At 70.2% G+C, this 21,952-nt stretch carries 15 protein-coding genes; 5 read left to right on the top strand and 10 right to left on the bottom strand.

Features of this window, described 5'->3' with window-relative positions:
- Positions 1-50 precede the first annotated feature (50 nt).
- A complete protein-coding gene (locus K2224_RS35200; protein WP_221911177.1) occupies positions 51-2,102 on the top strand; it encodes an APC family permease in 2,052 nt (683 codons plus the stop codon).
- Positions 2,103-2,224: 122 nt separating this feature from the next.
- Positions 2,225-3,565 (top strand): class I SAM-dependent RNA methyltransferase, encoded by a 1,341-nt coding sequence (locus K2224_RS35205; RefSeq protein ID WP_221911178.1) that lies wholly within the window; start codon positions 2,225-2,227, stop codon positions 3,563-3,565.
- Positions 3,566-3,855: 290 nt separating this feature from the next.
- On the opposite strand, the gene K2224_RS35210 is transcribed toward K2224_RS35205, so the two are convergent.
- Entirely contained in the window at positions 3,856-5,058 is a 1,203-nt protein-coding gene (locus tag K2224_RS35210; RefSeq protein WP_221909414.1) for an IS110 family transposase, read from the bottom strand.
- A 551-nt stretch (positions 5,059-5,609) separates the two neighbouring features.
- Positions 5,610-7,280, bottom strand: a complete 1,671-nt coding sequence (locus tag K2224_RS35215; RefSeq protein WP_221911179.1) for a TIGR04141 family sporadically distributed protein — start codon at positions 7,278-7,280, stop codon at positions 5,610-5,612.
- 140 nt (positions 7,281-7,420) lie between these two features.
- Here K2224_RS35215 and K2224_RS35220 point away from each other — a divergent pair, with 140 nt between their 5' ends.
- Positions 7,421-9,085: an N-6 DNA methylase gene (locus K2224_RS35220; protein ID WP_221911180.1), complete on the top strand. Its 1,665-nt coding sequence runs from the start codon at positions 7,421-7,423 to the stop codon at positions 9,083-9,085.
- A 152-nt stretch (positions 9,086-9,237) separates the two neighbouring features.
- On the opposite strand, the gene K2224_RS35225 is transcribed toward K2224_RS35220, so the two are convergent.
- From K2224_RS35225 to K2224_RS35260, 8 genes are all read right to left on the bottom strand, one after another.
- On the bottom strand, positions 9,238-11,367 hold the full coding sequence (locus K2224_RS35225; RefSeq protein ID WP_221911181.1) for a UvrD-helicase domain-containing protein: 2,130 nt from the start codon (positions 11,365-11,367) through the stop codon (positions 9,238-9,240).
- A 27-nt stretch (positions 11,368-11,394) separates the two neighbouring features.
- Positions 11,395-12,576 carry an McrC family protein gene (locus tag K2224_RS35230; RefSeq protein ID WP_221912150.1) on the bottom strand — a complete coding sequence of 394 codons (1,182 nt, stop codon included), beginning with the start codon at positions 12,574-12,576 and terminating at the stop codon, positions 11,395-11,397.
- A 140-nt stretch (positions 12,577-12,716) separates the two neighbouring features.
- Positions 12,717-14,516: an AAA family ATPase gene (locus K2224_RS35235; RefSeq protein WP_221911182.1), complete on the bottom strand. Its 1,800-nt coding sequence runs from the start codon at positions 14,514-14,516 to the stop codon at positions 12,717-12,719.
- A 112-nt stretch (positions 14,517-14,628) separates the two neighbouring features.
- Positions 14,629-17,139, bottom strand: coding sequence for an Hsp70 family protein (locus K2224_RS35240; protein ID WP_221911183.1), 2,511 nt, complete (start codon positions 17,137-17,139; stop codon positions 14,629-14,631).
- A gap of 49 nt (positions 17,140-17,188) precedes the next feature.
- Positions 17,189-17,776, bottom strand: coding sequence for a nucleotide exchange factor GrpE (grpE, locus tag K2224_RS35245; RefSeq protein ID WP_221911184.1), 588 nt, complete (start codon positions 17,774-17,776; stop codon positions 17,189-17,191).
- Positions 17,773-18,045: a hypothetical protein gene (locus K2224_RS35250; protein ID WP_221911185.1), complete on the bottom strand. Its 273-nt coding sequence runs from the start codon at positions 18,043-18,045 to the stop codon at positions 17,773-17,775. The genes grpE and K2224_RS35250 overlap by 4 nt, the downstream gene beginning before the upstream one ends.
- Positions 18,042-20,237 carry a hypothetical protein gene (locus K2224_RS35255; protein WP_221911186.1) on the bottom strand — a complete coding sequence of 732 codons (2,196 nt, stop codon included), beginning with the start codon at positions 20,235-20,237 and terminating at the stop codon, positions 18,042-18,044. The genes K2224_RS35250 and K2224_RS35255 overlap by 4 nt, the downstream gene beginning before the upstream one ends.
- A gap of 70 nt (positions 20,238-20,307) precedes the next feature.
- Complete coding sequence (locus tag K2224_RS35260) at positions 20,308-20,754, bottom strand: ATP-binding protein (RefSeq protein WP_221911187.1); 447 nt, start codon at positions 20,752-20,754, stop codon at positions 20,308-20,310.
- Positions 20,755-20,899: 145 nt separating this feature from the next.
- On the opposite strand from K2224_RS35260, the gene K2224_RS35265 reads away from it, so the two are divergent.
- Together K2224_RS35265 and K2224_RS35270 are read left to right on the top strand one after the other, a co-directional pair.
- Positions 20,900-21,745, top strand: a complete 846-nt coding sequence (locus K2224_RS35265) for a helix-turn-helix transcriptional regulator (RefSeq protein ID WP_221911188.1) — start codon at positions 20,900-20,902, stop codon at positions 21,743-21,745.
- Positions 21,742-21,933 (top strand): DUF397 domain-containing protein, encoded by a 192-nt coding sequence (locus K2224_RS35270; protein ID WP_221911189.1) that lies wholly within the window; start codon positions 21,742-21,744, stop codon positions 21,931-21,933. The genes K2224_RS35265 and K2224_RS35270 overlap by 4 nt, the downstream gene beginning before the upstream one ends.
- Positions 21,934-21,952 lie beyond the last annotated feature (19 nt).

Below are 21,952 nucleotides of genomic sequence, written 5' to 3' on the forward strand. Positions count from 1 at the left end.
GTCCGGGTGGTGGGTGGGCGAGAGCCTTGACGAACCCTTAGCATTCCCGGGTGTCCAAACTGACCGACGTGCCCAAACGGATCTTGATCGGGCGCGCACTGCGCAGCGACAGGCTCGCCGAGACCCTCCTCCCCAAGCGCATCGCACTCCCCGTCTTCGCCTCCGACCCGCTCTCCTCCGTGGCCTACGCGCCCGGCGAGGTGCTGTTGGTCCTGTCCGTGGCCGGCGTCTCCGCGTACAGCTTCAGCCCGTGGATCGCCGTCGCGGTCGTGGTGCTGATGTTCACCGTCGTCGCGTCGTACCGGCAGAACGTCCACGCCTACCCGAGCGGCGGCGGCGACTACGAGGTCGCCACCACCAACCTCGGTCCCAAGGCGGGCCTGACCGTCGCCAGCGCCCTGCTGGTCGACTACGTCCTGACCGTCGCGGTCTCCATCTCCTCCGGCGTGGAGAACCTCGGCTCCGCGATCCCCTTCGTCGTCGAGCACAAGACGCTCTGCGCCATCGTCATCATCGTGCTGCTGACGCTGATGAACCTGCGCGGCGTCAAGGAGTCCGGCAAGCTCTTCGCGATCCCCACCTACGTCTTCGTGGCCGGGGTCTTCATCATGATCCTGTGGGGCGCGGTCCGCGGCCTGGTCCTCGGCGACACCATGAAGGCCCCCACCGCCGGCTACACCATCCACGCCGAACAGGGCGGCCTCGCCGGCTTCGCCCTGATCTTCCTGCTGCTGCGCGCCTTCTCCTCCGGATGCGCCGCGCTCACCGGCGTCGAGGCGATCTCCAACGGCGTGCCCGCCTTCCGCAAGCCGAAGTCGAAGAACGCCGCGACCACCCTCGCCCTCATGGGCGGGCTGGCCGTCACGATGTTCTGCGGCATCATCGCGCTGGCCATGACCACCCACGTCCGGATGGCCGAGAACCCGGCCACCGACCTCCTGAACAACGGCAAGCCGCTGGGCTCCGGATACACCCAGAACCCGGTCATCTCGCAGGTCGCCGAGGCGGTCTTCGGCAAGGGCAGCTTCCTGTTCGTGGTGCTGGCCGCGGCCACCGCGCTGGTCCTCTTCCTCGCCGCCAACACCGCCTACAACGGCTTCCCGCTGCTCGGCTCGATCCTCGCCCAGGACCGCTACCTGCCGCGCCAACTGCACACCCGCGGCGACCGGCTGGCCTTCTCCAACGGCATCGTCCTGCTGGCCGGCACCGCCACCGTCCTGGTCTACCTCTACGGCGCGGACTCCACCCGCCTGATCCAGCTCTACATCGTCGGCGTCTTCGTCTCCTTCACCCTCAGCCAGATCGGCATGGTCCGGCACTGGAACCGCCATCTGCTCGCCGAGAAGGACCCGGCCAAGCGCCGCCGGATGTACCGCTCGCGCGCCATCAACGCCTTCGGTGGCTTCTTCACCGGCCTGGTCCTCGTCGTCGTCCTCCTGACGAAGTTCACCCACGGCGCCTGGGTGGCGCTCCTCGGCATGGTCATCTTCTTCGTGACCATGACCGCGATCCGCCGCCACTACGACCGGGTCGCCGACGAGATCGCCGCCCCCGACACCCCCGACGACGACGTGGTCCGCCCCTCCCGCGTCCACGCCATCGTCCTGGTCTCCAAGCTGCACAAGCCCACCCTGCGCGCCCTGAACTACGCCAAGCTGATGCGCTCGGGCACCCTCGAAGCGGTCAGCGTCGACGTCGACCAGGCCGACACCCGGGCCCTGCGCGAGGAGTGGGAGCGGCGCGGCATCGAGGTCCCGCTGAAGGTCCTCGCCTCCCCGTACCGCGAGATCACCCGGCCGATCATCGACTACGTCAAGTCGCTGCGCCGGGAGAGCCCCCGCGACGCGGTCTCCGTCTACATCCCCGAGTACGTCGTCGGCCACTGGTACGAGCACCTGCTCCACAACCAGTCCGCGCTGCGCCTCAAGGGACGACTCCTGTTCACCCCCGGCGTCATGGTCACCTCGGTGCCCTGGCAGCTGGACTCCTCCGAGGCCGCCAAGAAGCGCGCCCGCAAGCGCGCCGAGTGGAACGCCCCGGGCTCGGTCCGGCGCGGCCCGGTCGCCGCTGCGAAGAAGGAGTCCGCGGCCACCAGGAAGTGACCGCGGCCGCCGCTCGCCGCGCGGACCCGCGCACTGCGCCGCACCCCGTAAAGTGGACAGTCGGCCTTCTCCCGAAGGCCGGCCGCCACGGCCTTTCCCCCTCTACCCAGGAGCTCCCCGCCATGCAGCCGGACACGCCGCCGGAATCCAGGAAGTCGCTGGTCGGCGAGGAGTACGAGGTCGAGGTCGGCCCGGTCGCGCACGGCGGCCACTGCATCGCCCGCACCGAGGCCGGCCAGGTCCTCTTCGTCCGGCACGCGCTGCCCGGCGAACGGGTCCGCGCCCGCGTCACCGACGGCGAGGAGGGCGCCCGCTTCCTGCGCGCCGACGCCGTCGAGATCCTGGTGGCCTCGAAGGACCGGGTCGAGGCGCCCTGCCCGTTCTCCGGCCCCGGCCGGTGCGGCGGCTGCGACTGGCAGCACGCCGCGCCCGGCGCCCAGCGCCGCCTCAAGGCCGCCGTCGTCACCGAGCAGCTCTCCCGGCTGGCCGGCCTGACCCCCGACGAGGCCGGCTGGGACGGCACCGTCGAACCGGCTCCCGGCGACAAGGTCGCCAAGGGCGAGGTCCCGGCCTGGCGCACCCGCGTCCAGTACGCCGTGGACGCCGAGGGCCGCGCCGGCCTGCGCAGGCACCGCTCGCACGAGGTCGAGCCGGTCACCCACTGCATGATCGCCGCCCCCGGCATCTCCGAACTCGGCATCGAGCGGCGCACCTGGCCGCAGATCGCCACCGTCGAGGCGATCGCCGCCACCGGCTCCCACGACCGCCAGGTCGTCCTCACCCCCCGCCCCGGCGGCCGCCTACCGATCGTCGAACTCGACAAGCCGGTCTCCGTCCTCCGCATCGGCGAGAAGGACAAGGCCGTCCACCGCGTCCACGGCCGCCCCTTCGTCCGCGAACGCGCCGCCGGCCGCACCTGGCGGGTCGGCAACGGCGGCTTCTGGCAGGTCCACCCCAAGGCCGCCGACCTCCTCGTCGAGGCCGTCATGCAGGGCCTGATGCCGAAGAAGGGCGACATGGCCCTCGACCTCTACTGCGGCGTCGGCCTCTTCGCCGGCGCCCTCGCCGAGCGCGTCGGCGACAAGGGCGCCGTCCTCGGCATCGAGTCCGGCAAGCGCGCCGTCGAGGACGCCCGCCACAACCTCGACGACCTCGACCGCGTCCGCATCGAACACGGCAAGGTCGAGGCCGTCCTCCCCCGCACCGGCATCACCGACGTCGACCTCGTCGTCCTCGACCCGCCCCGCGCCGGCGCCGGCAAGGCCACCGTCCACCACCTCGCCACCCTCACCCCCCGCCGCATCGCCTACGTCGCCTGCGACCCGGCCGCCCTCGCCCGCGACCTCGCCTACTTCCGCGACGCCGGCTACACCCCCCGCCGCATGCGCGCCTTCGACCTCTTCCCGATGACCTCACACGTAGAGTGCGTGGCAATTCTTGAACCGGTCGCAAAGGGCACCTGACCTGCAGTTTCTTCGATATCTCGTAGGCTTCTAGTGGGTCGGTCGACCTGTTCTTCGAAGTGCACCATGTGGAGCGACTCACGGGCCTCGAAGTGCTCGTGGAGGGTGCCTGACCTGCTAGTTCGAGAGAAGCGCCTTTCGGGTGGTGTGGTCGTTACACGCGATATCGCCTTGCCGAAATGATGTCCTGTCGCGAATGGTGACGCTCGCTTCGCACATTCTGACGTGCTGTCAGATCGGTGGTCGCAGCGGGACTGACGTGATCGTGGGGGGTGCCCCTATGGGTTTCGTCAACCCGTGGGGGCTGGTTGGGGTTGGTAGAAGGTGCCGTCGCGGAGCATGGCGAAGAGCACGTCGGCTCGTCGTCTGGCGAGGCAGAGGAGGGCTTGGGTGTGGTGTTTTCCCTGGGCGATCTTCTTGTCGTAGTAGGCCCTGGAGACGGGGTCGGCCAGGGCGGCGAACGCGGAGAGGAAGAAGGCGCGTTTGAGCTGTTTGTTTCCTCTGCGCGATGGCTGTTCGCCGCGGATGGAGGACCCGGAACTGCGGGTTGCCGGGGCGAGGCCGGCGTAGGCGGCGAGGTGGGCGGCGCTGGGGAAGCTGCTGGCGTCGCCGATGTCGATGAGGATGCGTGCTCCGGTCCTGACGCCGATCCCCGGCATGGACGTCAGGACCTTGGAAAGAGGGTGAGCCTCCAGCAGTTCCTCGATCCTTGTGGCGAGGAGTTTGCGCTGGTCAAGTACCGACTGGAGCGAGCTGGCGAGGCTGGGGACGATCAATGCGGCCGCGGCCGTGCCTGGCACGACCACTGTCTGCTCGTCCAGGGCGGTGAAGATGTCATCGACGAGCCGTTCCGCCATCCGTGGTGCCTTTGGGCGGATCAGGTTCACCAGCCGACGCCGTCCGGCCTTGCGGACCTGGGCCGGCGAACCGCACTGGTCGAGCAGCTTGAGCACGGCTGGGTGCTGCATTCGCGGTCCCAGTACCCGTTCCAGCGACGGGTGGATCTGTGTCAGCAGTCCCCGCAGTCTGTTGCTGATGCGGGTGGCTTCGCCGGCCAGGTCGTCGTCGAAACCCACGATCATTTCCAGCTCGGCTACTGCCTCGTCGGCAAGCTCGACGGCCCGCAGAGTGTGCGGCATCGACCGGGCCGCGTCCGCGATGATGAAGGCGTCGCGGGCGTCGGTTTTGGCTTCACCGGGGTAGAGGTCGGCGATCCGCCGCATCGTCAGGCCCGGCAGGTAAGCCACGGGGCAGTCCATGTCGCGGGCCACGGCCAGCGGCAGGGCGCCGATGGAGGCGGGCTGGTCGACGACCACGAGCACGGTGCCGTGCTTGGCTTTCAGCTTGGCGAACACGTCGCGGAGCTTGGGTTCGCTGTTGGGCAGCCGCTTGTCGAAGGCCTTCCTTCCGGCCGGAGTGACGGCGGTGGCGTGGTGTTCGCTCTTGCCGACGTCCAGGCCGAGGAAGGCGCCGATCTCACTGACGTCGATCACGTGCGTCCTCTGGTCGTTCCCGCCCGGCCGTCCCACGGCACCGATCGCCACATCCACATTACGAAGAGCCTCCCGACCTGCGGACAAGCCGGTGGTCATGCCCCTAATCAGCGGTCTGTCGATGCCTCCGGAGCCGGTGACACCACCCCCCAGGCCATACGTTCGACAGGGGGAGAAAGTCATGCCAACTCCGAAGGCCGGGCGCCCCATTGCGGGGCCACCAAGAAGGTAATGGGGGGTACGGCTGAGAATGGCAGCTTGGCGGATGCAGGACTGTGGCATCGGTACTGGCTGAGATCAACAGGCAGTAAGGGCTCGCGAGTCGTGCGGCGCAGGAAGGTGCCAGGCGGGTCTGCCGCACAATCGGGTGTCATCTGAACTGGCCTGCGGGCGGGTGGGAAGGGTGTCGCTGTGCCCAAGCCTTACCCGGAAGAGTTCTGTCAGGTCGTCGTGCGGGTTGCGAGAAACCGCGATTCTGGGGTGACCGTCGAGCAGATTCGGCACAGTGCACGCCTGCCCTGGCAGACATCGGTGGACAAAAGGCGGGGACGTTATGCCGCAGTGGTCCGAGCGATGCTGGCTGCCGTCGGTACGGGAACGACCTCGATGCTCACCCCGCGTGTGGTCAGCTCCTGTGTTGTCCGGTGGAGCGTGATCTGGGAGAAGGCGAAGAGCGAGTCGGGTGTGAAGGTTGCTCCGGACTTGTGTCGGACCGCGAGGACTAGCCGACGAGGCGTGAAGTCTTCGGGCAGCCTGATTCGCCCGCCACTGTCCTGTGCGACCCGGCGTACGAACTGGCAGCGTGCCTCGGGTGAGTTGACGAGGAGCTCGACGGCGACCTGTGCCTGCCCGAGGAGGTGGCTGAAGGAGCCGGAGGAACCGGCTTGCTTGACCAGGATCAGGGTGCCGTCGGGAGTCAGCAGGTCGCAGATTTCGACCCGATCGGTGCGCTTGAGGGGGTTGTTGATGAACTCGCCGTCGAGGAACAACCATTCAGGCTGGACCTTTGCGACCGCTCGGTTGTAGGCGCGTTCGTTCACGGCTTCAGGCCAGTGCGGCAGGCCGTACACGGCGGCATCAGTGAACAACCGTCGCAGGTCGTCTCGGACGGAGTCGATGTAGCCGGCTCCGAGCTCGTACCAGTCGCCGTCCAGAAGGCAGTACGTCCGTGACCCGAGGGACAAGTCGGCCTGGATCCAGTCCAGTGTGCGGGTGGTCGCCAACGGTACGGAGGATCTGGGCGAAGGGCCGCGGTGGAGGGCCACCGTGCCGTCGCGCAGGGCGGCGAGACGGCTGCCGGGTCGGTTGATTCGGGCGCGGGTCAGGACGTAGGCAAGGTCGAAGTCGTCGGACAGATAGGCCTCGGTGGTGCCGATGCGGGTCCTGTAGACGGTGGCCTCTGCATATGTGTCGTGCAGTTCGAGGGGAACGGAGAAGGAGATACGTCCGTCAGGGGGAGCGCCGAGATTGCGGTCGAGGGAGGCGTCGAGTGCGGCGCGGGTGATGGCGTCGGTGACCGGGACGATGTGGTCGACGAACTCCAGGTCGGGGTGCGGGATGTCGTCCTGGCAGACCTGGGTGATCGTGCGCAGGTCTTCGACCAGATCTGCCGGTTCGATGCCGAGGGGAAGGCGGAGGCCGACACCACCCTGGGCGCTGTAGGCCCGGCCGGTGGCATGGCGGCTGCGGGTGAGCGGGACGTCGTCGAGATGGCCGCCGAGGTGGCGGACCACCCGTGCCTGGTCGCGGATGCCGAGCGCCGGGACCGAGGTGCCGGCGGCTACCAGGGAGATGTCAGTGCGCGGCCGGCCGAGCGCTTTGGTGACGGCGCCGCTGATGTGCCGGGGGTCGATCATGCGGATGGCGAAGGAGAGGCCGAACCGCTTGTCCTTGAGGGCGTCGGGAACCAGGCGGTAGCCGTTTCCGCAGGTCACGGCGTAGACCTGGCCGTCGACGGCCAGGAGCAGCAGGGCTCCGGTGCGGCGGACGGGTTCGAACACCGGGATTCCGGTGGTGCGGGCGTTGGGGGCGCACCAGGTGTCGGCGGCCTCCTCCTTGCCGTAGGTGAGGTAGACCGCGGGTACGCCGAGGACGTCGGGGTGGTGCAGTTCGGCTCCCAGCCGGTCGAGTTGTTCGTGGTCGAGTGCCTCGAACATCGCCTCAGGGGTCGGGGAGAGGGTGGAGAGCCGATAGACGGTGCGGACTGCTGTGTGGGTGGCCATGGGAAGTTCTCCGAGCGTCTGTGGGGCAAGAAGGCTGACGAAGCCTCGCCTGTATACGAAGAACAGTGACAGTTATCTGTGTACGTTGTCAACGCATTGCTAATATTCCCTCGCCGTACCACTGCGTGTACGGTGGGCGTATGTCGGACCAAGCTGCCCCCGCCACCGGCCCCCTCGTCACCGGATCAGAGATCGCGAGGCTGGCCGGCGTCACCCGCGCCGCCGTGTCCAACTGGCGGCGCCGCTACGGCGACTTCCCCGCCCCCTCGGGAGGCGGGGCGAGCAGCCCGCTGTTCGCGCTGGCCGAAATCCAGGCGTGGCTGGAGAAGCAGCGGAAGGGGCAAGAGGTCTCGGTCGAGGTCCAGCTCTGGCAGGAGCTGCGGGCCGCCTATGGAGAGGACATGGTCGCCGGACTCGCCGATGTGGCCGAGCTGCTATCCGAGGGGCACGGTCGAGGGCTGTCGGGGTTGCGCCTGCCGCGCGAAGCCGTGGCGCGCGTCCGTACACTTGCCGAATCCGAGCGGCCCGTTGACGTCGTGAACGCACTCACCGAACGGTTCACCGACGCCGTACGCCGCGCCGGGTCGGATCAGGTGACGTCGACCCGCCTGGCCCTCGCGGTACGCCACTTCGCGCCGCCGCTGCCCTCCGGGGCGACGGTCTTCGATCCTGCTTGTGGCATCGGTCTGCTGCTCTCCTCCGTCGCTGGGCAAACCGGGGCGCTCTGCCGCGGGCAGGAGGCCGATGCCGACTCCGCGCGGCTCGCCAGGCTCCGTGCCGCCCTGTCCTCGCTGCCCGACACCCGGATCGAGACAGGCGACTCGCTCCGCGACGACCGGTGGCCCGACCTCCGGGCCGAACTCGTGGTCTGTGATCCTCCGGTAGGCGTCACAGGATGGGGTCGCGAGGAACTCCTTCTCGATCCACGCTGGGAACTCGGTACCCCGTCCAAGGCGGAGGGCGAACTCGCCTGGCTGCAGCACGCCTACGCACACACCGTGCCGGGCGGGCACGTTGTGATCGTGCTGCCCGCCTCGGTCGCCTACCGCAAGGCCGGGCGAAGGATCAGGGCCGAGATGGTCCGCAGGGGCATCCTCACTCAGGTTGTCGCCTTGCCGCCGGGTACGGCCTCCTCGCACGCCCTCCCCGTTCACCTCTGGACTCTGCGTCGTCCCGGGCCGGCCGACGTCCCCCCGGCCACGGTGCGGATGGTGGACCTCACCGCCAACGACCCCGACGGCAGCCTCGCCCCCCGCCCCGAGCAGATCGTGGATGTCCCTCCGATCAGTCTCCTCGACGACACGGTTGACCTCACCCCGGGCAGCCACCTCCAGGCCGTGCACCGCGACTACTCCGGTGAGTTCACGGCCCTCCGTGGCGATCTGGAGGAGCAGCTGCGCCGGCTGGCCGCACTGCTGCCTCAGCTACGGCCCGGTACGGGGGCAGGCTCGCTCGACGGTGCCACGACGGGCGTCGCCGAACTCCTCCGGGCAGGCCTCGTGACCTTCGAAGGCCCGGAACCGGTCTCCATCAGCGACCAGCTCGACACCGATTACCTCCAGGGCTTCCTGCGCAGCCCGGCCAACACCCGCCGTGCCACCAGTGCCTCCGGCACCTACCGGCTGGAGGCCAAGGGCGCCAGGATTCCGCAGCTGGCCATCGAGGAACAGCGCCGATACGGTGCGGCCTTCCGGGACCTCACCGAATTCGAGGCGACGATGCGGGCTGTGTCCGAGCTCAGTCGCCGGCTCGCCGAGCTGACCCGCGACGGACTCTCCACCGGCGCTCTGGCCCCGGAGGACTGAGGACATCCGGCGGGGCGGCTCCAGGGGCGGAGCCGCCGTGGTCCCGGTGCCGGGGCAGATCTGGTGCTGCTGCAGTTCGTGGACCGGTGCTGCGGCAGCTCTCATGCCGCCGCAGTGCCGGGGCCCGCAGTCATAGAGTCACCCGTTCACACCTAGGTCGGCAGGAACTCGCTCGGACTTCCGGTCCAGCTCACGCTCAGTGCCTCGCGCGCCCTGGTGCAGGCGACGAAGAGCAGGCAGCGCTCGCGCAGGAGGTCGGCTTCGTGCTGCGGTGCGTCCGTCTCCAGCGGGGTGATCTCGCGGGCGAAGGGCACCGTTCCCTTCGTGACCCCGAGCACGGAGACCGCCCTGAACTCCAACCCCTTCATGGCGTGCATAGTGGCCAGCCGGACTCCTGGCGTCTCCGCGGCGACCTGCCCCTTCACCCGCACCACCGGAATCCCGGCTTCCTTCAGCCGGGACTCCGCCGCGTCCAGTGCCAGGTTGAACCGGGCGCACACCCCGATCTCGTGCGGTGCGAGCCCTTCGCCGATCCATGCCCGCACCCGGTCCACGAGCGCGGCGTACTCCTCCGGCTGGGTGGCGTACCAGCCGGCCTCAGGTCGGCGGCCGCGCAGCAGCGAGCGGTAGCCGGCCAGGGAGTCGGTTCCTTCGCCTTCCAGGGCGTTCACGCTGACCGGTGCGAGCAGGCGCGCCGACCAGACCAGGATCTCCTCGGTGGAGCGGTAGTTGAGACGCAGCCGGAAGCTGCGGCCGGCGGTGGCGATCCCCAGCGAGCCGAGCGACACCCGGGAGTCGTAGATCCGCTGGTGCGGGTCGCCGGTGAGGAACAGATCGTCGGGGCCGGGGGCGACGGCGGCCCGGAGCACCCGCCACTGCGCGGGGTGCAGGTCCTGCGCCTCGTCCACCACGACATGGTCGTACGGGGCCGGACCGGAGGCGAGCAGATCGGCCGCCCGGGCACAGACCCGCAGGTGAGTGGTGGCACCGCGCTCCAGCAGCAGCTTCTCGAACCGCTCGACGCCGTTCCACACGAGCCCGCGCCTGGCCGCTCCGAGGCCGGTGCCGCGTCCGCGCCGGCTCGCCGCGAGATAGCCGTCCAGATCACGGATGTCCTGGCCGAGCACCACGTGACGGTACTCCTGTGCCAGGAAGCGGGCCTGGAACGGCAGATCCAGCTGCTTGACCGCCTTCTCCCAGAGCTGCCGCTGGTCGCGGTCGCCCACTGGCTTCGGGGTGACGCCGGTGTGCTGCCGCACCACGCCGTTGGCATAGGCGTCGACGGTCGTGACATCGACCCGGGAGAGCAGGAGTTCGTCGTCTTCGAGGAGTAGACCGAGCATGCCGCGCAGTCCGGCGGCCAGCGCGTTGGTGTACGTCGTCAGCAGGACCCGGCTGTCCGGCGACCGCCTCAGCAGGTGCCGGACCCGGTGCAGCGCGGCTACCGTCTTCCCCGTCCCCGGGCCGCCGGTGACCTGCACCGGACCGCCGTACGAGGTGCGCTGGGCGACCCGCCGCTGGGAGGGGTGCAGGAAGACCCGCCAGGCCGCGAACGGTTTCGCCAGGATCTCCTCCAGCTCCTGCGGGCCGGTGACGAGACGGATCCGGGCGGTGGTGTTGCTGATGACGGTGGCCAGGTCCTCGTCCGGCTCGGGCGGTGCGTCCACCGGGCGGCGTACGGCCACCACGTCCCGGTAGACCTCCTCCGGCGAGAATCCTTCCGCGAGGTACTGGAGGACCTCCAGCTGGTCCTCGGGCAGCAGCGTCGCGAATGCCTCCAGCTGCGCCTTGTCCGCCATCGAGCGCGCCGCACGCAACACCTGGGCGTCGATGCCCAGTTCGCGAAGGACTCCGTCCGAGACGCCGGAGAACAGCAGCTTCGGCGCCTTGCGGGACGCCGTCTCGTACAGCGGTGTCAGCTCGTCCAGTGCGACCGCGTCACGTACCTCCAGGCCGCGGGTGGCGCTGTTCGTGCTGTACAGGCGTTTCGCCGCCCAGGTGTACGCGTCGTCGTGCGGTAGTACATGGACGAGGAGGAAGAGATCGCTGCCGTCGTCCGGCGCGAGGACCACACCGCGCCAGAACTCGGTGATCCGTATGGTGCGCATCCGCCGGTCACGGGCGTTCTCGACGGATTCCAGATGCAGGCCTTTGTCAGCGTTGAGCTCGGCCACGGTCAGGGCCTGGAACTTCGTCATGGCCTTGCGGACGCCGGCTCTGACCGGCTTCTCCAGGGTGTCGAATCCGTCCCAGAAGCTCTGGGCGAAGGCGAGTCGGGGCATGGGCCGCGGGCCCCCTTTCCGTGGGTGTCAGGCGGTGGGCCCGGCCAGGCGGGAGGCGAGTTCCCGGAAGGTCCGCAGCAGCGTCGCGGGTTCCGAGGTGAGGTCGAGGCTGTGCTGGAACAGCCGCAGGCCGCCGGTGCCGCGGACCTCGGTCGTCCGCTCGGGCAGGCGGCCCGCCGCGTACACCAGATGCGCCTCGCGCAGGCCGAGCACGGTGGCGTAGGCGAGCGCCTGGTACAGGTCGGCGTTCGGGTATCCGTGGGCCCGGTGGGTCTTCTCGGTCTTGTACTTGGCGTCGACGACGGCGACAGGTGTACGACCGTCTGCGCCGTACACCACCAGATCTGGCTTCATCCGGACCTGGCCGCCCGGGTCAAGAGCGTGTACGTCCTGCAGCCGCGCCGTCAGGCCGTACTCCCGGAGGGCCTCGCGCAGTGCGACCGTCACGAAGTCCTCGAAGAGCTGGTTCATGTCGAGCAGGAAGCCGTCCAGGGCGAGCGGGCCGGCCCGGTGCTCGGGCGAGGTGGAGGACAGTACGGCCTCGGCGAGCCGCAGGGCGGGCTGGTAGCGGGAGTTGAGACGGGACGGCTGCCAGTGCGGCAGGTCCTGGCCGCGGACCAGCGGACGGGCGTCCGCGAGGCGGATTCGCTGGTGGGCGAGACGGCGCCGTACTGGTCCAGGGACGGACGGCAGCCGCAGCAGCCGTTCCGCCGCGGCGCGCAGGATGCGGTTCTCGGCGGTGTCGGCGGTGTACGCGTCGTAGACGATCTCGGCGGGCGGCATGCGGCCGAAGTGGAGCCGGATCTGCTCGGCCTCCCGCAGTCGGCCCCTGACCACCAGGGCGGACTCCGCCGTCTCCCGGTAGCCCTGGAGCACCCCTTGCCGCAGCGCCGCGTCGATCTGCCGCTCCACCGCGTACGCGAGCGCGGGTACCACCTCGTCGTGCGCGCCGGTGCCGACCGTGCCCTCACGGCTGTCGCGCCAGGCGCCACCCGGGTCGAGGCTGAAGCCGAGCAGGAAGAACAGCCGCTCCACGGGTGTCTTGGGCGCGATCCGCAGGACCGTCCCGCCCGGGAGCCGGACCGCGCCGACCTGGTGGCCCGCCCGCAGCCTCCAGTGTCCGGGCCGCTCGGGGTCCGGCGCGGCGGCGTCGAGGAACCGCGCCGCGACGAGGGCCCGCCCGGTGGCCGCGTCCAGCGGTACGGACATGGCGGCGCCGTACTCCCGCAGGGTGATCTCGACCGGGACGTCGCCGCATGCTGGGCCCGCGCCGTCTGCCGCGTTGCCGTCGGTGGTCGCGGCCGGGATGTCACTGTGCGCCGGGGCGGCGCCGCCCGCGGCGTTCCCGCTCATGACCGCCGGGTCCGCTCGCGCAGCGCGTCCAGGCCGTAGCGGGCGGCGAAGTCGATGCCCTCGCCGTAGTGGTGCTCCTCAAGAAGGGGGAGGATCTTGGTGCGCCAGGTCCGGTCGAGGCCGCCCTCGCGGTAGACGCCGGGCTTCATCAGGTAGGACGGGCCGATGGCGAAGTCCGGGTCGTCGATCGCCGTGTTGAGCGCGTCGAGCAGGCGGGCCGGCTCGGGATCCTTGCCCTCGCGCTCCAGCCAGCGGGTGAGGAGGCCGGCGGTGGGCTCCACCCGGGGGGAGAGCTCCACGAAGGCGAAGCGGCGCCGCATCGCCGCGTCCACCAGTGCGATCGACCGGTCCGCGGTGTTCATGGTGCCGATCACGTACAGGTTCGGCGGCAGCCCGAAGTCGTCCCCGGAGTAAGTCAGTCGCACCGAGCGCTTGCGGTACTCCAGAAGGAAGTACAGCTCGCCGAAGACCTTCGCCAGATTGGCCCGGTTGATCTCGTCGATGATCAGGAAGTGCGGCACATGCCGGTTGCCCTCCCGGGAGGCGGTGTCGGCGAGCTCTCGCAGCGGTCCCGCCGTCAGCCGGAATGCGACCTCCCGTGTCTCGGGGTCCTCGACCGGTCGGAACCCCTCGAAGAAGTCCTCGTACGCGTACGACGGATGGAACTGGACGATCTTGACCTGCTCCGGGCCGCCGCCGAAGTACTCGGCCAGCTTCAGCGCCAGATACGTCTTTCCGGTGCCGGGCGGCCCGTAGAGGACCATCTGCCGCTCGTCGAGAAGGAGTTCACGCAGTTCGTCGAGGAAGGACCGGTCGTGGACGAGGAGCTTCCGGGCGAACTCGTCGGTGACCTCGGGGAAGGTCAGGACGCGCTGCTCGGAGGATTCCAGGAACTGCCCGGCCTGCTCCGGCGCTGTCCCCGGGCCGCCGGTGAGCGCGGTGAGCTGTTCCAGGACGGGTGTCAGGTCGACCACGTCGTGCTGGGTGGAGAGCTTCTGCTGTACCTCTTCCGGCAGCTCCTCGTACGGATGGGCGGTCTCTTGCCAGGCCACCGGGCGCCGGAGGTTCGAGAGCCCACTTGGGGAGCCAGACTGCACCAGGTCGCCGGTGATCCGCCCGAGGTGGAGCAGGCCGTCGCTGAGTGTGGCGACGGTGTCGCCGATCCGCATCTGGGTGAAGAAGGCGTGCAGTTCGTCGACGAGACCGCGCTTCTGGTGGTACGTCGCCGAGCCCTCGTATCCCTCCTCGACGAAGCGGCGCAGCACGCTCTTGGTCGGGTCGGGCTCGTCCACTTGCGGTAGGTGGGGTGCGTCGAGCGAGACGAGCCCCTCCTTCAGCCAGAGCCGGCGGACCAGGTTGTGCCCGGAGACGTTGTTCCCCCGCACCAGCCAGGCCTTCTGCGGGGCCCGCCAGCTCTGCGGCAGGAAGTCGCCCAGGCGGTGCCCGTCCTCGGCGCTGCGCCAGGTGCCGGGGCCGGTGGCTCCGTAGCCGAGGACCAGGGAGGCCGCGGCGGACGGTGAGTTGCACACGATGTCGCGGGACGCGGTCCAGGCGCCGGGGCGGGGGCCGTCGGCCAGCGTCCCGTTCTCCCGCAGTCCGGAACGGAGTCGGCGAGCGGAGTCGCTCAGCCCCGGCCAGTCCTCCGCCGACACCGCCGACCCCGCGCTCACCAGGAACTTGTGCGAGCCGTTGTCGCCGGGCTCGGTGAGCAGGAAGCCGCGGGCCTCCCCGGCGTCCTTGGGCAGGGTGATCCGGAAATCCGGGAAGCCGGGAAGACGGTCGGGGAGCTGGGGCATGGGGACCTTCCGGGGCGCGGGTGGTTCATGTGGCACGAAGTGCGTCTAGCCTATGTGTTGACGATGTCAATCGGTATGTTCGGTGTGCTGGACGCTCACGACGCCCGTTCGGCTACCGGCGCTCGGGGAACACCTGGGCGCTGTCCCGCTGCTTGCGCGCCGCCGCGGTGGGTGCCTGCGAGTGACCGGCGAGCTCGTTCAGTTTGATGTGCAGCGCGTCCTGGGCGGCGTAGTCCCCGCGAGAGGCCGCGGCGCGCAGGTCGTCCCAGGCGGCCAGGACGGGACGGCGTACGGACTCCGGGAAGCGGCCCAGCTCGGCGTCGTGGGCGGCGAGCATGGACCGCCAGACGGTGGTGTCGAGCTGCCGCCACAGGCTGCGGGCGTGCTCCGTCGCTGCCCGCATCGCGGGCAGATCCAGCCGCTCGCGTGCCGCATCCAGGGCGCGCCGTGCGTCGGCCAGCTCTTCGGCCGGCGCGCCGAGGCCCAGCTCCCGGCCCCGGCGCGCGGCGACGGACGCGTTGGCCGACCAGCCGCGGGCGTCCCGGCATGTCTCCACCATGTCGCGAGCCTCGTCGAGGAATCCGTCGAAGGACCGGCCGAGGGGTTCACCGCGGACGATCGCGGTGAGCTGTTCTGTCAGTTCGGCGAAGCGGTCGTGCTCCGTCTCTGTCAGCTCGCCGCCGAAATGGGCGACATGGGTACGGATCTCGTCGAGGAGTCGAGATGCATCGCGGCCGATGCCGTCGGCGACGGCGCTGCGGCGCAGCCGCGCGCCCAGCTCCTCGCCGTCGCCGATGCGGTAGGCGAGGTTCACGGTGCGGTTCTCGTCCAGCTGTACCCGGAGTGTGAGCCGCTCGACGCTGCCGGTGCCCCTGTCGAAGACATGCGTGTGCTCTCCGCAGAACTCGTTGCGGGCATGGGACTTCTCGTGCGGTCCTTCGACGATCCGGAAGGTCAGCGCGGTGGTGCCGTCCGGCCGGATCTGAAGGTTCTCGATGTTCCGCCAGTCGGTCGGGTACGTCGTTCCGGCGGTGAAGAGGACCGCGACGGTGCCGTCGCCGAGTGCCAGTCCCAGGTTCTGGGCGGTGACCTGCTCCGGCTGGTCGGTCTGGAACAGCGTGTCACAAGCCGAACACGCCGTCAGGCCGGTGGTGTTGACCATCTGACACCCGGGGCACTTCAGGCCGCCCGCGTCAAGCGGCTGGTCGCAGTCCTGGCACAGGGTGGCCGAGGTGGAGTTCTCCGGGCAGCCGCAGTGCGGGCACGCGGCGCGAGACGCGACGGGGGCGGCCGCCCGCAGCCCCGAGAGGCTGACAGTGCAGACCGGACAGCTCGTGGTCCCCTCGGCGGCCGGCACATGACAGCCGGGGCAGTCGACCGTCGCCGTGCCGAGCAGAGAGGTGCCGCAGTCGGGGCAGGTGCTCTCGGTGAGCGGGATTCCGGTGGTCAGGCACGGCTCGGAGGGGCAGGCGAGAGCGGACGCGAGCCCGGCCTCGATGCCGGCGCCCAGCGCGACGGCGGACATGGGGTCGATTCCGCTGTGCACCTTCTCCTCGCCGAACAGTTCGGCCAGGCGGCGGCGGACCAGCGGGATACGGGTCGAGCCGCCGACGAGCAGGACCTTGTCGACGTCCTCGGTCGTCCTGGACGCGTCGCGCAACACGCCGCGGGTGAGCTCCAGGGTGCGGTCGATCTCGGCGCCGATCAGCTCCTCGAAGTCGTCGCGGGTGACCCTTCCCGTCCAGGAGCCGCCGTTCTTTCCGAGCGGCGCGAGGATGATCTCCGCTGCGGTGACGTCCGAGAGTTCGATCTTGGTGCGTTCGGCGGCGGCGCGGATCCGTGCCGCGTCGCCGGTCCCGGAGAGGTCGCGGCCGCCGAGTCGTTTCTCGGTGAGCATCCGGCACAGCGCGGAGTCGAAGTCGGCCCCGCCGAGCGACTTGTCCCCGCCGAGCTTGTACACCCGGAAGTACCCCGACCCGATGATCAGCAGGGACACGTCGAAGGTGCCGCCGCCGAGGTCGTACACGAGCACCGAGCACATGTCGTCTTCATCCTCGACGAGGCGTTCCACCCCGAAGGCGTGGGCCGCCGCAGTCGGTTCGGGCAGGATTCGTGCGACGGCGAATCCCGCAAGCTCCCCGGCTTCCCGCACCGCCGCGTACTGCGGTTCCGTGAAGTACGCCGGGACGGTGATCACGGCTCGCGGGAAGGGTTCGCCAGCGGTGTTCTCGGCGTCCGTGCGCAGCCGCCGCAGCAGGATCGCCGAGATCTGTACGGGCGTCAGCCAGTGGGGGCCGAGCCGGATCTCGATCCCGCCGTCCGTGGACTCCCGTACCGGCGGTGCGTCCGCGGGCCGCTCGTCGAGCAGCCGCTGTACGTCGGCGTCGGCGTGACGGCGGCCGATCAGCCGCTTCACCTCGGTGATCACGGAGCCGGGTAGCTGGTCGCGCACGCCGAGCGCCTCGCTGCCCACCAGGAGGGATCCGTCGGCGCCGGTACCGACGGCGGACACCGTGGCCTGCTCACCGTGGCGGTTGGGGAGGACCACCGGAACGCCGCCGTCCATCCAGACGGTCACGGAGTTGGTGGTGCCGAGATCGATTCCGAGTGTGCGGTACGGCATGACGTGGCCTTCGGGTGGCAGGGACGGGAGGGGGCGGTGTGGAGCGGGTTCAGCGGCGGCGCTTGGAAGGTTTGCGAGGCAGCGGCTGCCGGCGCTGGGCGCGGCTGGTGCGGTGCGGCTGGTTGCGGCGCTCCCGCGTGGCCCCGCCGTCGGAGCGGCCAGCGGGTGCCGCCTGTTCAGCGGCGGGCGCGGGCCCGGGTACGGCCAGGACGACATCGGCACGGCGCAGGCAGTCGGTCCCGTGGCGGAAGCCGGTGACGGTCTCCCGCAGGACGGTTCCCTCGGGGGCGGTCGGATGCGGTTCGACGCCCGTCGCCCGTGCCTCCACCGGGTCGGGGATCTTCCCGACGAGGTCCATGGGATGTACGCCGTGGCGCGCGAGTTCGGCCCGGAGCATCCGGTGGGCGGCGTCCGTCTGCTGTTGCACGGCGGCTGCGATCTGTCCGGTTCGTCTTGCTCCGGAGCGGCCGAACTGCTCGGACCGGTGTGCCGTGTCGGCGAGGAGATCGTCGAGTGGCAGCAACGCGGTGAGGAGGTCCATCAGTTGGGCCACGGCCTCTTCGCGTTTACGGGAGAGGGCGGCGACGCGAACGCGCAGCTTGCGCAGCTCGTCGGTGCCGGGCGGGGGAGTGGTCACTTGGATGCGGGACCTTTCGGAGCGGCGGACGCCGGGAGGGGAGGAGTGAGCAGCTCGCTGACGAGGGTGTCGCCCGGGGTGCGGGCCGCGTCGTGGGCGGTCTTCAGGGCGCGCTCGCGGTCCGTGTCCCGGGCGCGGCGGGCCCGGGAGGCCGCCACGGCCACCTGCTTCGCGAGGTCCCCCTGGCCGATGCCCGGCCTGGCACGCGGAAGGAGCTCGAACAGGGTGGGGCCGAAGGAGGGCATCGGTGTGTGGGAGTGCGCGGTCACAGGGTCTCCTGGATGTACGGCGGGTCGTCCGGGTCCGGTGCTCCAGGTGAGTCGAAGAGGCCGGGGAACATCATCGGTTCGAGTGGGAGGGAGGTCTGCCAGCCGGTCTCCAACCCCAGCGCGGACGCGGTGCGTTCGTCGCGTACGGCACCGGCTCGGTCGCCGTCGGCACGGCGGGCGCGGGCGCGCCGGTGGTACGCGACGGCGACGAGCTGGTCGTACTCCGCGGAGCGGCCCGGGGTGATCAGCAGCCTGCCCTGGAGGTCGATCAGTTCGGACCAGCGTCCGGTGTCGACCAGTTCCCCGGCGAACGGTACGACGGTCTCCAGTGCCTTCCACTCCGTCTCGGCCCCGGTGAGCTGTGCGAAGGACGCGGCGGCGGAGAGCAGCAGAGGGACCTGCCGGGTGTAGTCGCCGGACTGTGCTCCGAGCTGCCGGACAGCCGTGTTGTACAGGAGGCGGGCGATGCCACAGTCGTCGCTCTGTTCTCCCCACTCGTCCTCGGAGGAGCGGACCTCCCGCAGTTGCCGCAGGACCCGACGGGCCTCGCTCTTCTTCCCGTCGAGCGTCTTCCGCACGGCCCGTTCGATCATCCGGTCGCGGTACCAGGAGTACACCTCGTGCAGATCCTCGGCCGCGTTCCCCGCACGGAACCCGCGGTGCAGAAGTTCCCCGACCCGTTGCAGGCCGGGCTGTTTGCCCCGCCTGTTTCCCGTGACCAAGGAAGCGATGTCGGCGAGATCCAGCGCGTCCAGCGCGTCCTGTGCCGCCGGATCGCCGGGGCGTACGCACACTGCCCGCTGGAAGCGGGCACGGCCCTGATTCCTGTCCTTCGTCCCCAGCGCTTCGGTGCCGCGCCGGACCAGGGCGGCTGCCAGCTCCTTGGCGAGGGCGGCGTCATCGGGAGCGAGCGCGTGCGCGGACTCCAGCCAGACGATGCGCTGGACGAGCGTGGCCCGCTGGTAGCCGTTGCCGTTCCGACCGGCGCTCAGTCCGGCTTTGCGGGCCATCTCGTGGTGGTGTCGGTCGAGTACGAAGCCGAGGCGGGCGGCCGAGGTGAGGTCGGTGAGGGTGTCCTGCCACGCGCCCTTCTCGAACTGCTCGCCGGCCCTGGCGGCCAGGGCGTCGGCGAGGTACGGCGCGCAGGCCTGGTGGGCGTCGGAGTCCGCCTGCCAGGTGGAGGGTTCGCCGTGACGGCGGGTGTACGCGGTGAGTAGGGCGCGGTGTTCACCGTATGCCTCCAGTTGCTCGGCGGCGGTGTCCACGGTGACGGGGGAGCCGGTCCAGGGCCGGCCGCCGAGCAGCAGCCCCAGGCACGGGGGAGCGGTGTCGGGGGTGGGTGATTGCCAGGTATCGGCGTCGCACCGGCAGTCGAAGCCGTCTCCGCAGCTGCCGAAGCACTCCTCCATCCGCAGGTAGGCGCGTTCACCCCGGACGAGCTCGCCGCTGTACTCGTACTCCTCGACGTTCCAGACGGTGTCCCAGCCGTCGAGGGCGTCATGGCCGTCGCGTTCGTCGACGGACCGAAACGCCGTGCGGATCCGGTCCGTCAGCGTGTCGCACGCGGAACGCCAGTCCTCGGTGCCGAGGGGAGAGCCGCGCCGGGCAGTCACCATGTCTTCGAAACCGAGCGGGTCCTCGTCGTCGAGCAGCAGGCGCCAGAGGGCGATGGCGAAGACCGCGTGAGCCGGATCGACCTTGTCGCTCCGGGCGAGCGACCGCAGCGTCCCGACCGCGAGCGCGTGCACCAGGGCGGTGCGGCGGTTCCCGGACGGGTCGGGGACGGCGTCGAGGACCTCGCCGATCGCGCCCTGGCGGGCCGCCTGCCACACCAGGCGCCACAGCGCGTGTGCCGGGCAGCAGAGGCAAGGCGTCTTGCTGGACGTGGCGTCCGGAGCGTCGAGTACGGTGCGGACGTCGCAGCCGCAGCCGAGGTCGCAGGGTTGGTCCTCGCCGCTCGCGGGCGGAGTGGTGCCGAACACCGCGAGCCAGCGATGGACCGCCTCGGGCCAGTTACCTGCGCGTTCGGCGAGCAGGGCGCGCAGTGCGTCGTAGGAGGCGCGGCCGTCCTCGGGGAGGCCGGGACGGTCTGTGGAGATCCGGTCCAGCAGGTTGAGCGTGCGCGCGAAATCACCCGTGCCGTAGGCATGTTCGGCTCGACGGAGCATGCGGGTGGCGTCGGTGGTTTTCAAGCAGGTCCCCCATGTGCACGTGGTGCACGGTTGACCTTATGTGGCGTCTGTTGGCTCGGTCAACGGGCCGTCAGATACCAGACTGGGTGGCCAGTTTCGCTCGTACGGTCTTGCCTCCCGGCAGGCGTGGCACGGTCTCCCAGTGGTCGGCGAGGAGGGCGACGAGGGCCAGGCCCCGGCTGCCGGTGGAGAGGTCGGGGTCCTCGCCGACGGTTCGGGGGAGGCGGTCGCCGCGGGCGTCGGAGACCTCGATCAGGAGGCGGCCGGGGCGGGGTAGCGGGGTGTAGGTCAGGGCGAGTTCGAAGTCGCGGCCGGGGACGCGGCCGTGCAGGACGGCGTTCGCGGCGAGTTCGGCGACGACGTGTTCGGCACGTTCTGTGATGTCCGGCGGGACGCCCCAGGTGTGGAGTTCGGTGACGGTGAAGAGTCGGGCGAGACGTGCGCCGCGACGAGTGGAGGACAGCTGTTGCCTGAACGTCCTGGTGGAAGGCGCGGGTTGGGGTGCGGTGTGGTTCATGGGGCCAGCGTGGCCCGCGCGAGGGTGGCGCGGCGAGAGGTGCACCTCGTACGGGAGGTCACCGTACGGGCACGCAGGGTGGACGGTACGAGGCGTACGCCGTCACTGTGGGTGCGTGTGATCGTGCGGGAGGAAGGGGCGGCGGATGGCCAATGTCGGAGATGGGGCCGGTGCGTTCTCGGAGGGGGAGCGGGAACCGCATCCGTCGGACAGTCTGCGGACGTTCGGGGCGGTCGTGCAGGCGCTGCGCGAACATGCGGGGCTGAGCAGGGTGGAGTTCGGGGAGCGGGTGCGGTTCTCGAAGCACACCGTTGAGTCGGTGGAGCTGGGGCGGCGGATGCCGGACGAGCTGTTCGTGGAGCGCGGGGAGGAGGCGACGGGGAACACGGGGGCGTTGCGGAGGGCGGCGCCGTATCTGTCGCGGGGGGAGGTGGGGTTGGCGGCGTGGTTCCGGGAGTGGGCGCGGCTGGAGCGGACTGCGGTGAGTCTGTGTACGTATGAGTGCAGGCTGGTGCCGGGGTTGTTGCAGTCGGAGGCGTATGCGCGGGCGGTGTTCGAGGGCACGATTCCGGTGGTGACGGACGAGCGGCTGGATGCGCTGCTGGCGGCGCGGGCGGAACGGCAGCGGATGCTGGTGGAGCGGCCGACGACGTTGTTCAGCTTCATTGTTGAGGAGCATGTGTTCCGGCGGCGGTTCGGGGATGCGGAAGCTATGTGGGGGATGCTCGATCACGTGCTGGAGCTGACGTCCCGGCGCAACGTCACGTTGCAGGTGGTTCCCTTGGACTCGGCGCTGCACGCGTGCCTGGATGGACCGGTACGACTGCTGGAGACGCCGGAGCGGCGGCGGGTCGGATACGCCGAAGGGCAGCAGAGCGGCCGACTCATCACTGACGCGAATGAGGTGAGCCTCCTCCACACACTGCGCTCGCAGGCCCTCAATCCACAGGAAACCAGGGCCCTCTTGGAGAGACTGCGAGGAGAGCGATGACGAGCGGTACGGCGGAACTGTTCTGGTTCAAGTCCAGCTACAGCGGCAGTCAGGGCGATGACTGTGTCGAGATCGCAATCGCCGAACAGGCCGTCCACATAAGGGACTCCAAGGACGTGGCGCGTCCGGCCTTCGCCGTCGGTCGCGACGGGTGGGGCCGGTTCGTGCGGTTCGCTTCAGAGCGCTGATACGTCGAGGGGCGCCGCC

The organism is Streptomyces sp. BHT-5-2, from assembly GCF_019774615.1.
Taxonomy (GTDB): Bacteria; Actinomycetota; Actinomycetes; order Streptomycetales; family Streptomycetaceae; genus Streptomyces.

Bases quoted from the DNA above. Each gene is read 5' to 3' on its own strand.
- K2224_RS35205 (WP_221911178.1), top strand. From the start codon at position 2,225: ATGCAGCCGGACACGCCGCCGGAATCCAGGAAGTCGCTGGTCGGCGAG.
- K2224_RS35215 (WP_221911179.1), bottom strand. From the start codon at position 7,280: ATGGCCACCCACACAGCAGTCCGCACCGTCTATCGGCTCTCCACCCTC.
- K2224_RS35220 (WP_221911180.1), top strand. From the start codon at position 7,421: ATGTCGGACCAAGCTGCCCCCGCCACCGGCCCCCTCGTCACCGGATCA.
- K2224_RS35225 (WP_221911181.1), bottom strand. From the start codon at position 11,367: ATGCCCCGACTCGCCTTCGCCCAGAGCTTCTGGGACGGATTCGACACC.
- K2224_RS35230 (WP_221912150.1), bottom strand. From the start codon at position 12,576: ATGTCCGTACCGCTGGACGCGGCCACCGGGCGGGCCCTCGTCGCGGCG.
- K2224_RS35235 (WP_221911182.1), bottom strand. From the start codon at position 14,516: ATGCCCCAGCTCCCCGACCGTCTTCCCGGCTTCCCGGATTTCCGGATC.
- K2224_RS35240 (WP_221911183.1), bottom strand. From the start codon at position 17,139: ATGCCGTACCGCACACTCGGAATCGATCTCGGCACCACCAACTCCGTG.
- K2224_RS35260 (WP_221911187.1), bottom strand. From the start codon at position 20,754: ATGAACCACACCGCACCCCAACCCGCGCCTTCCACCAGGACGTTCAGG.
- K2224_RS35265 (WP_221911188.1), top strand. From the start codon at position 20,900: ATGGCCAATGTCGGAGATGGGGCCGGTGCGTTCTCGGAGGGGGAGCGG.
- K2224_RS35270 (WP_221911189.1), top strand. From the start codon at position 21,742: ATGACGAGCGGTACGGCGGAACTGTTCTGGTTCAAGTCCAGCTACAGC.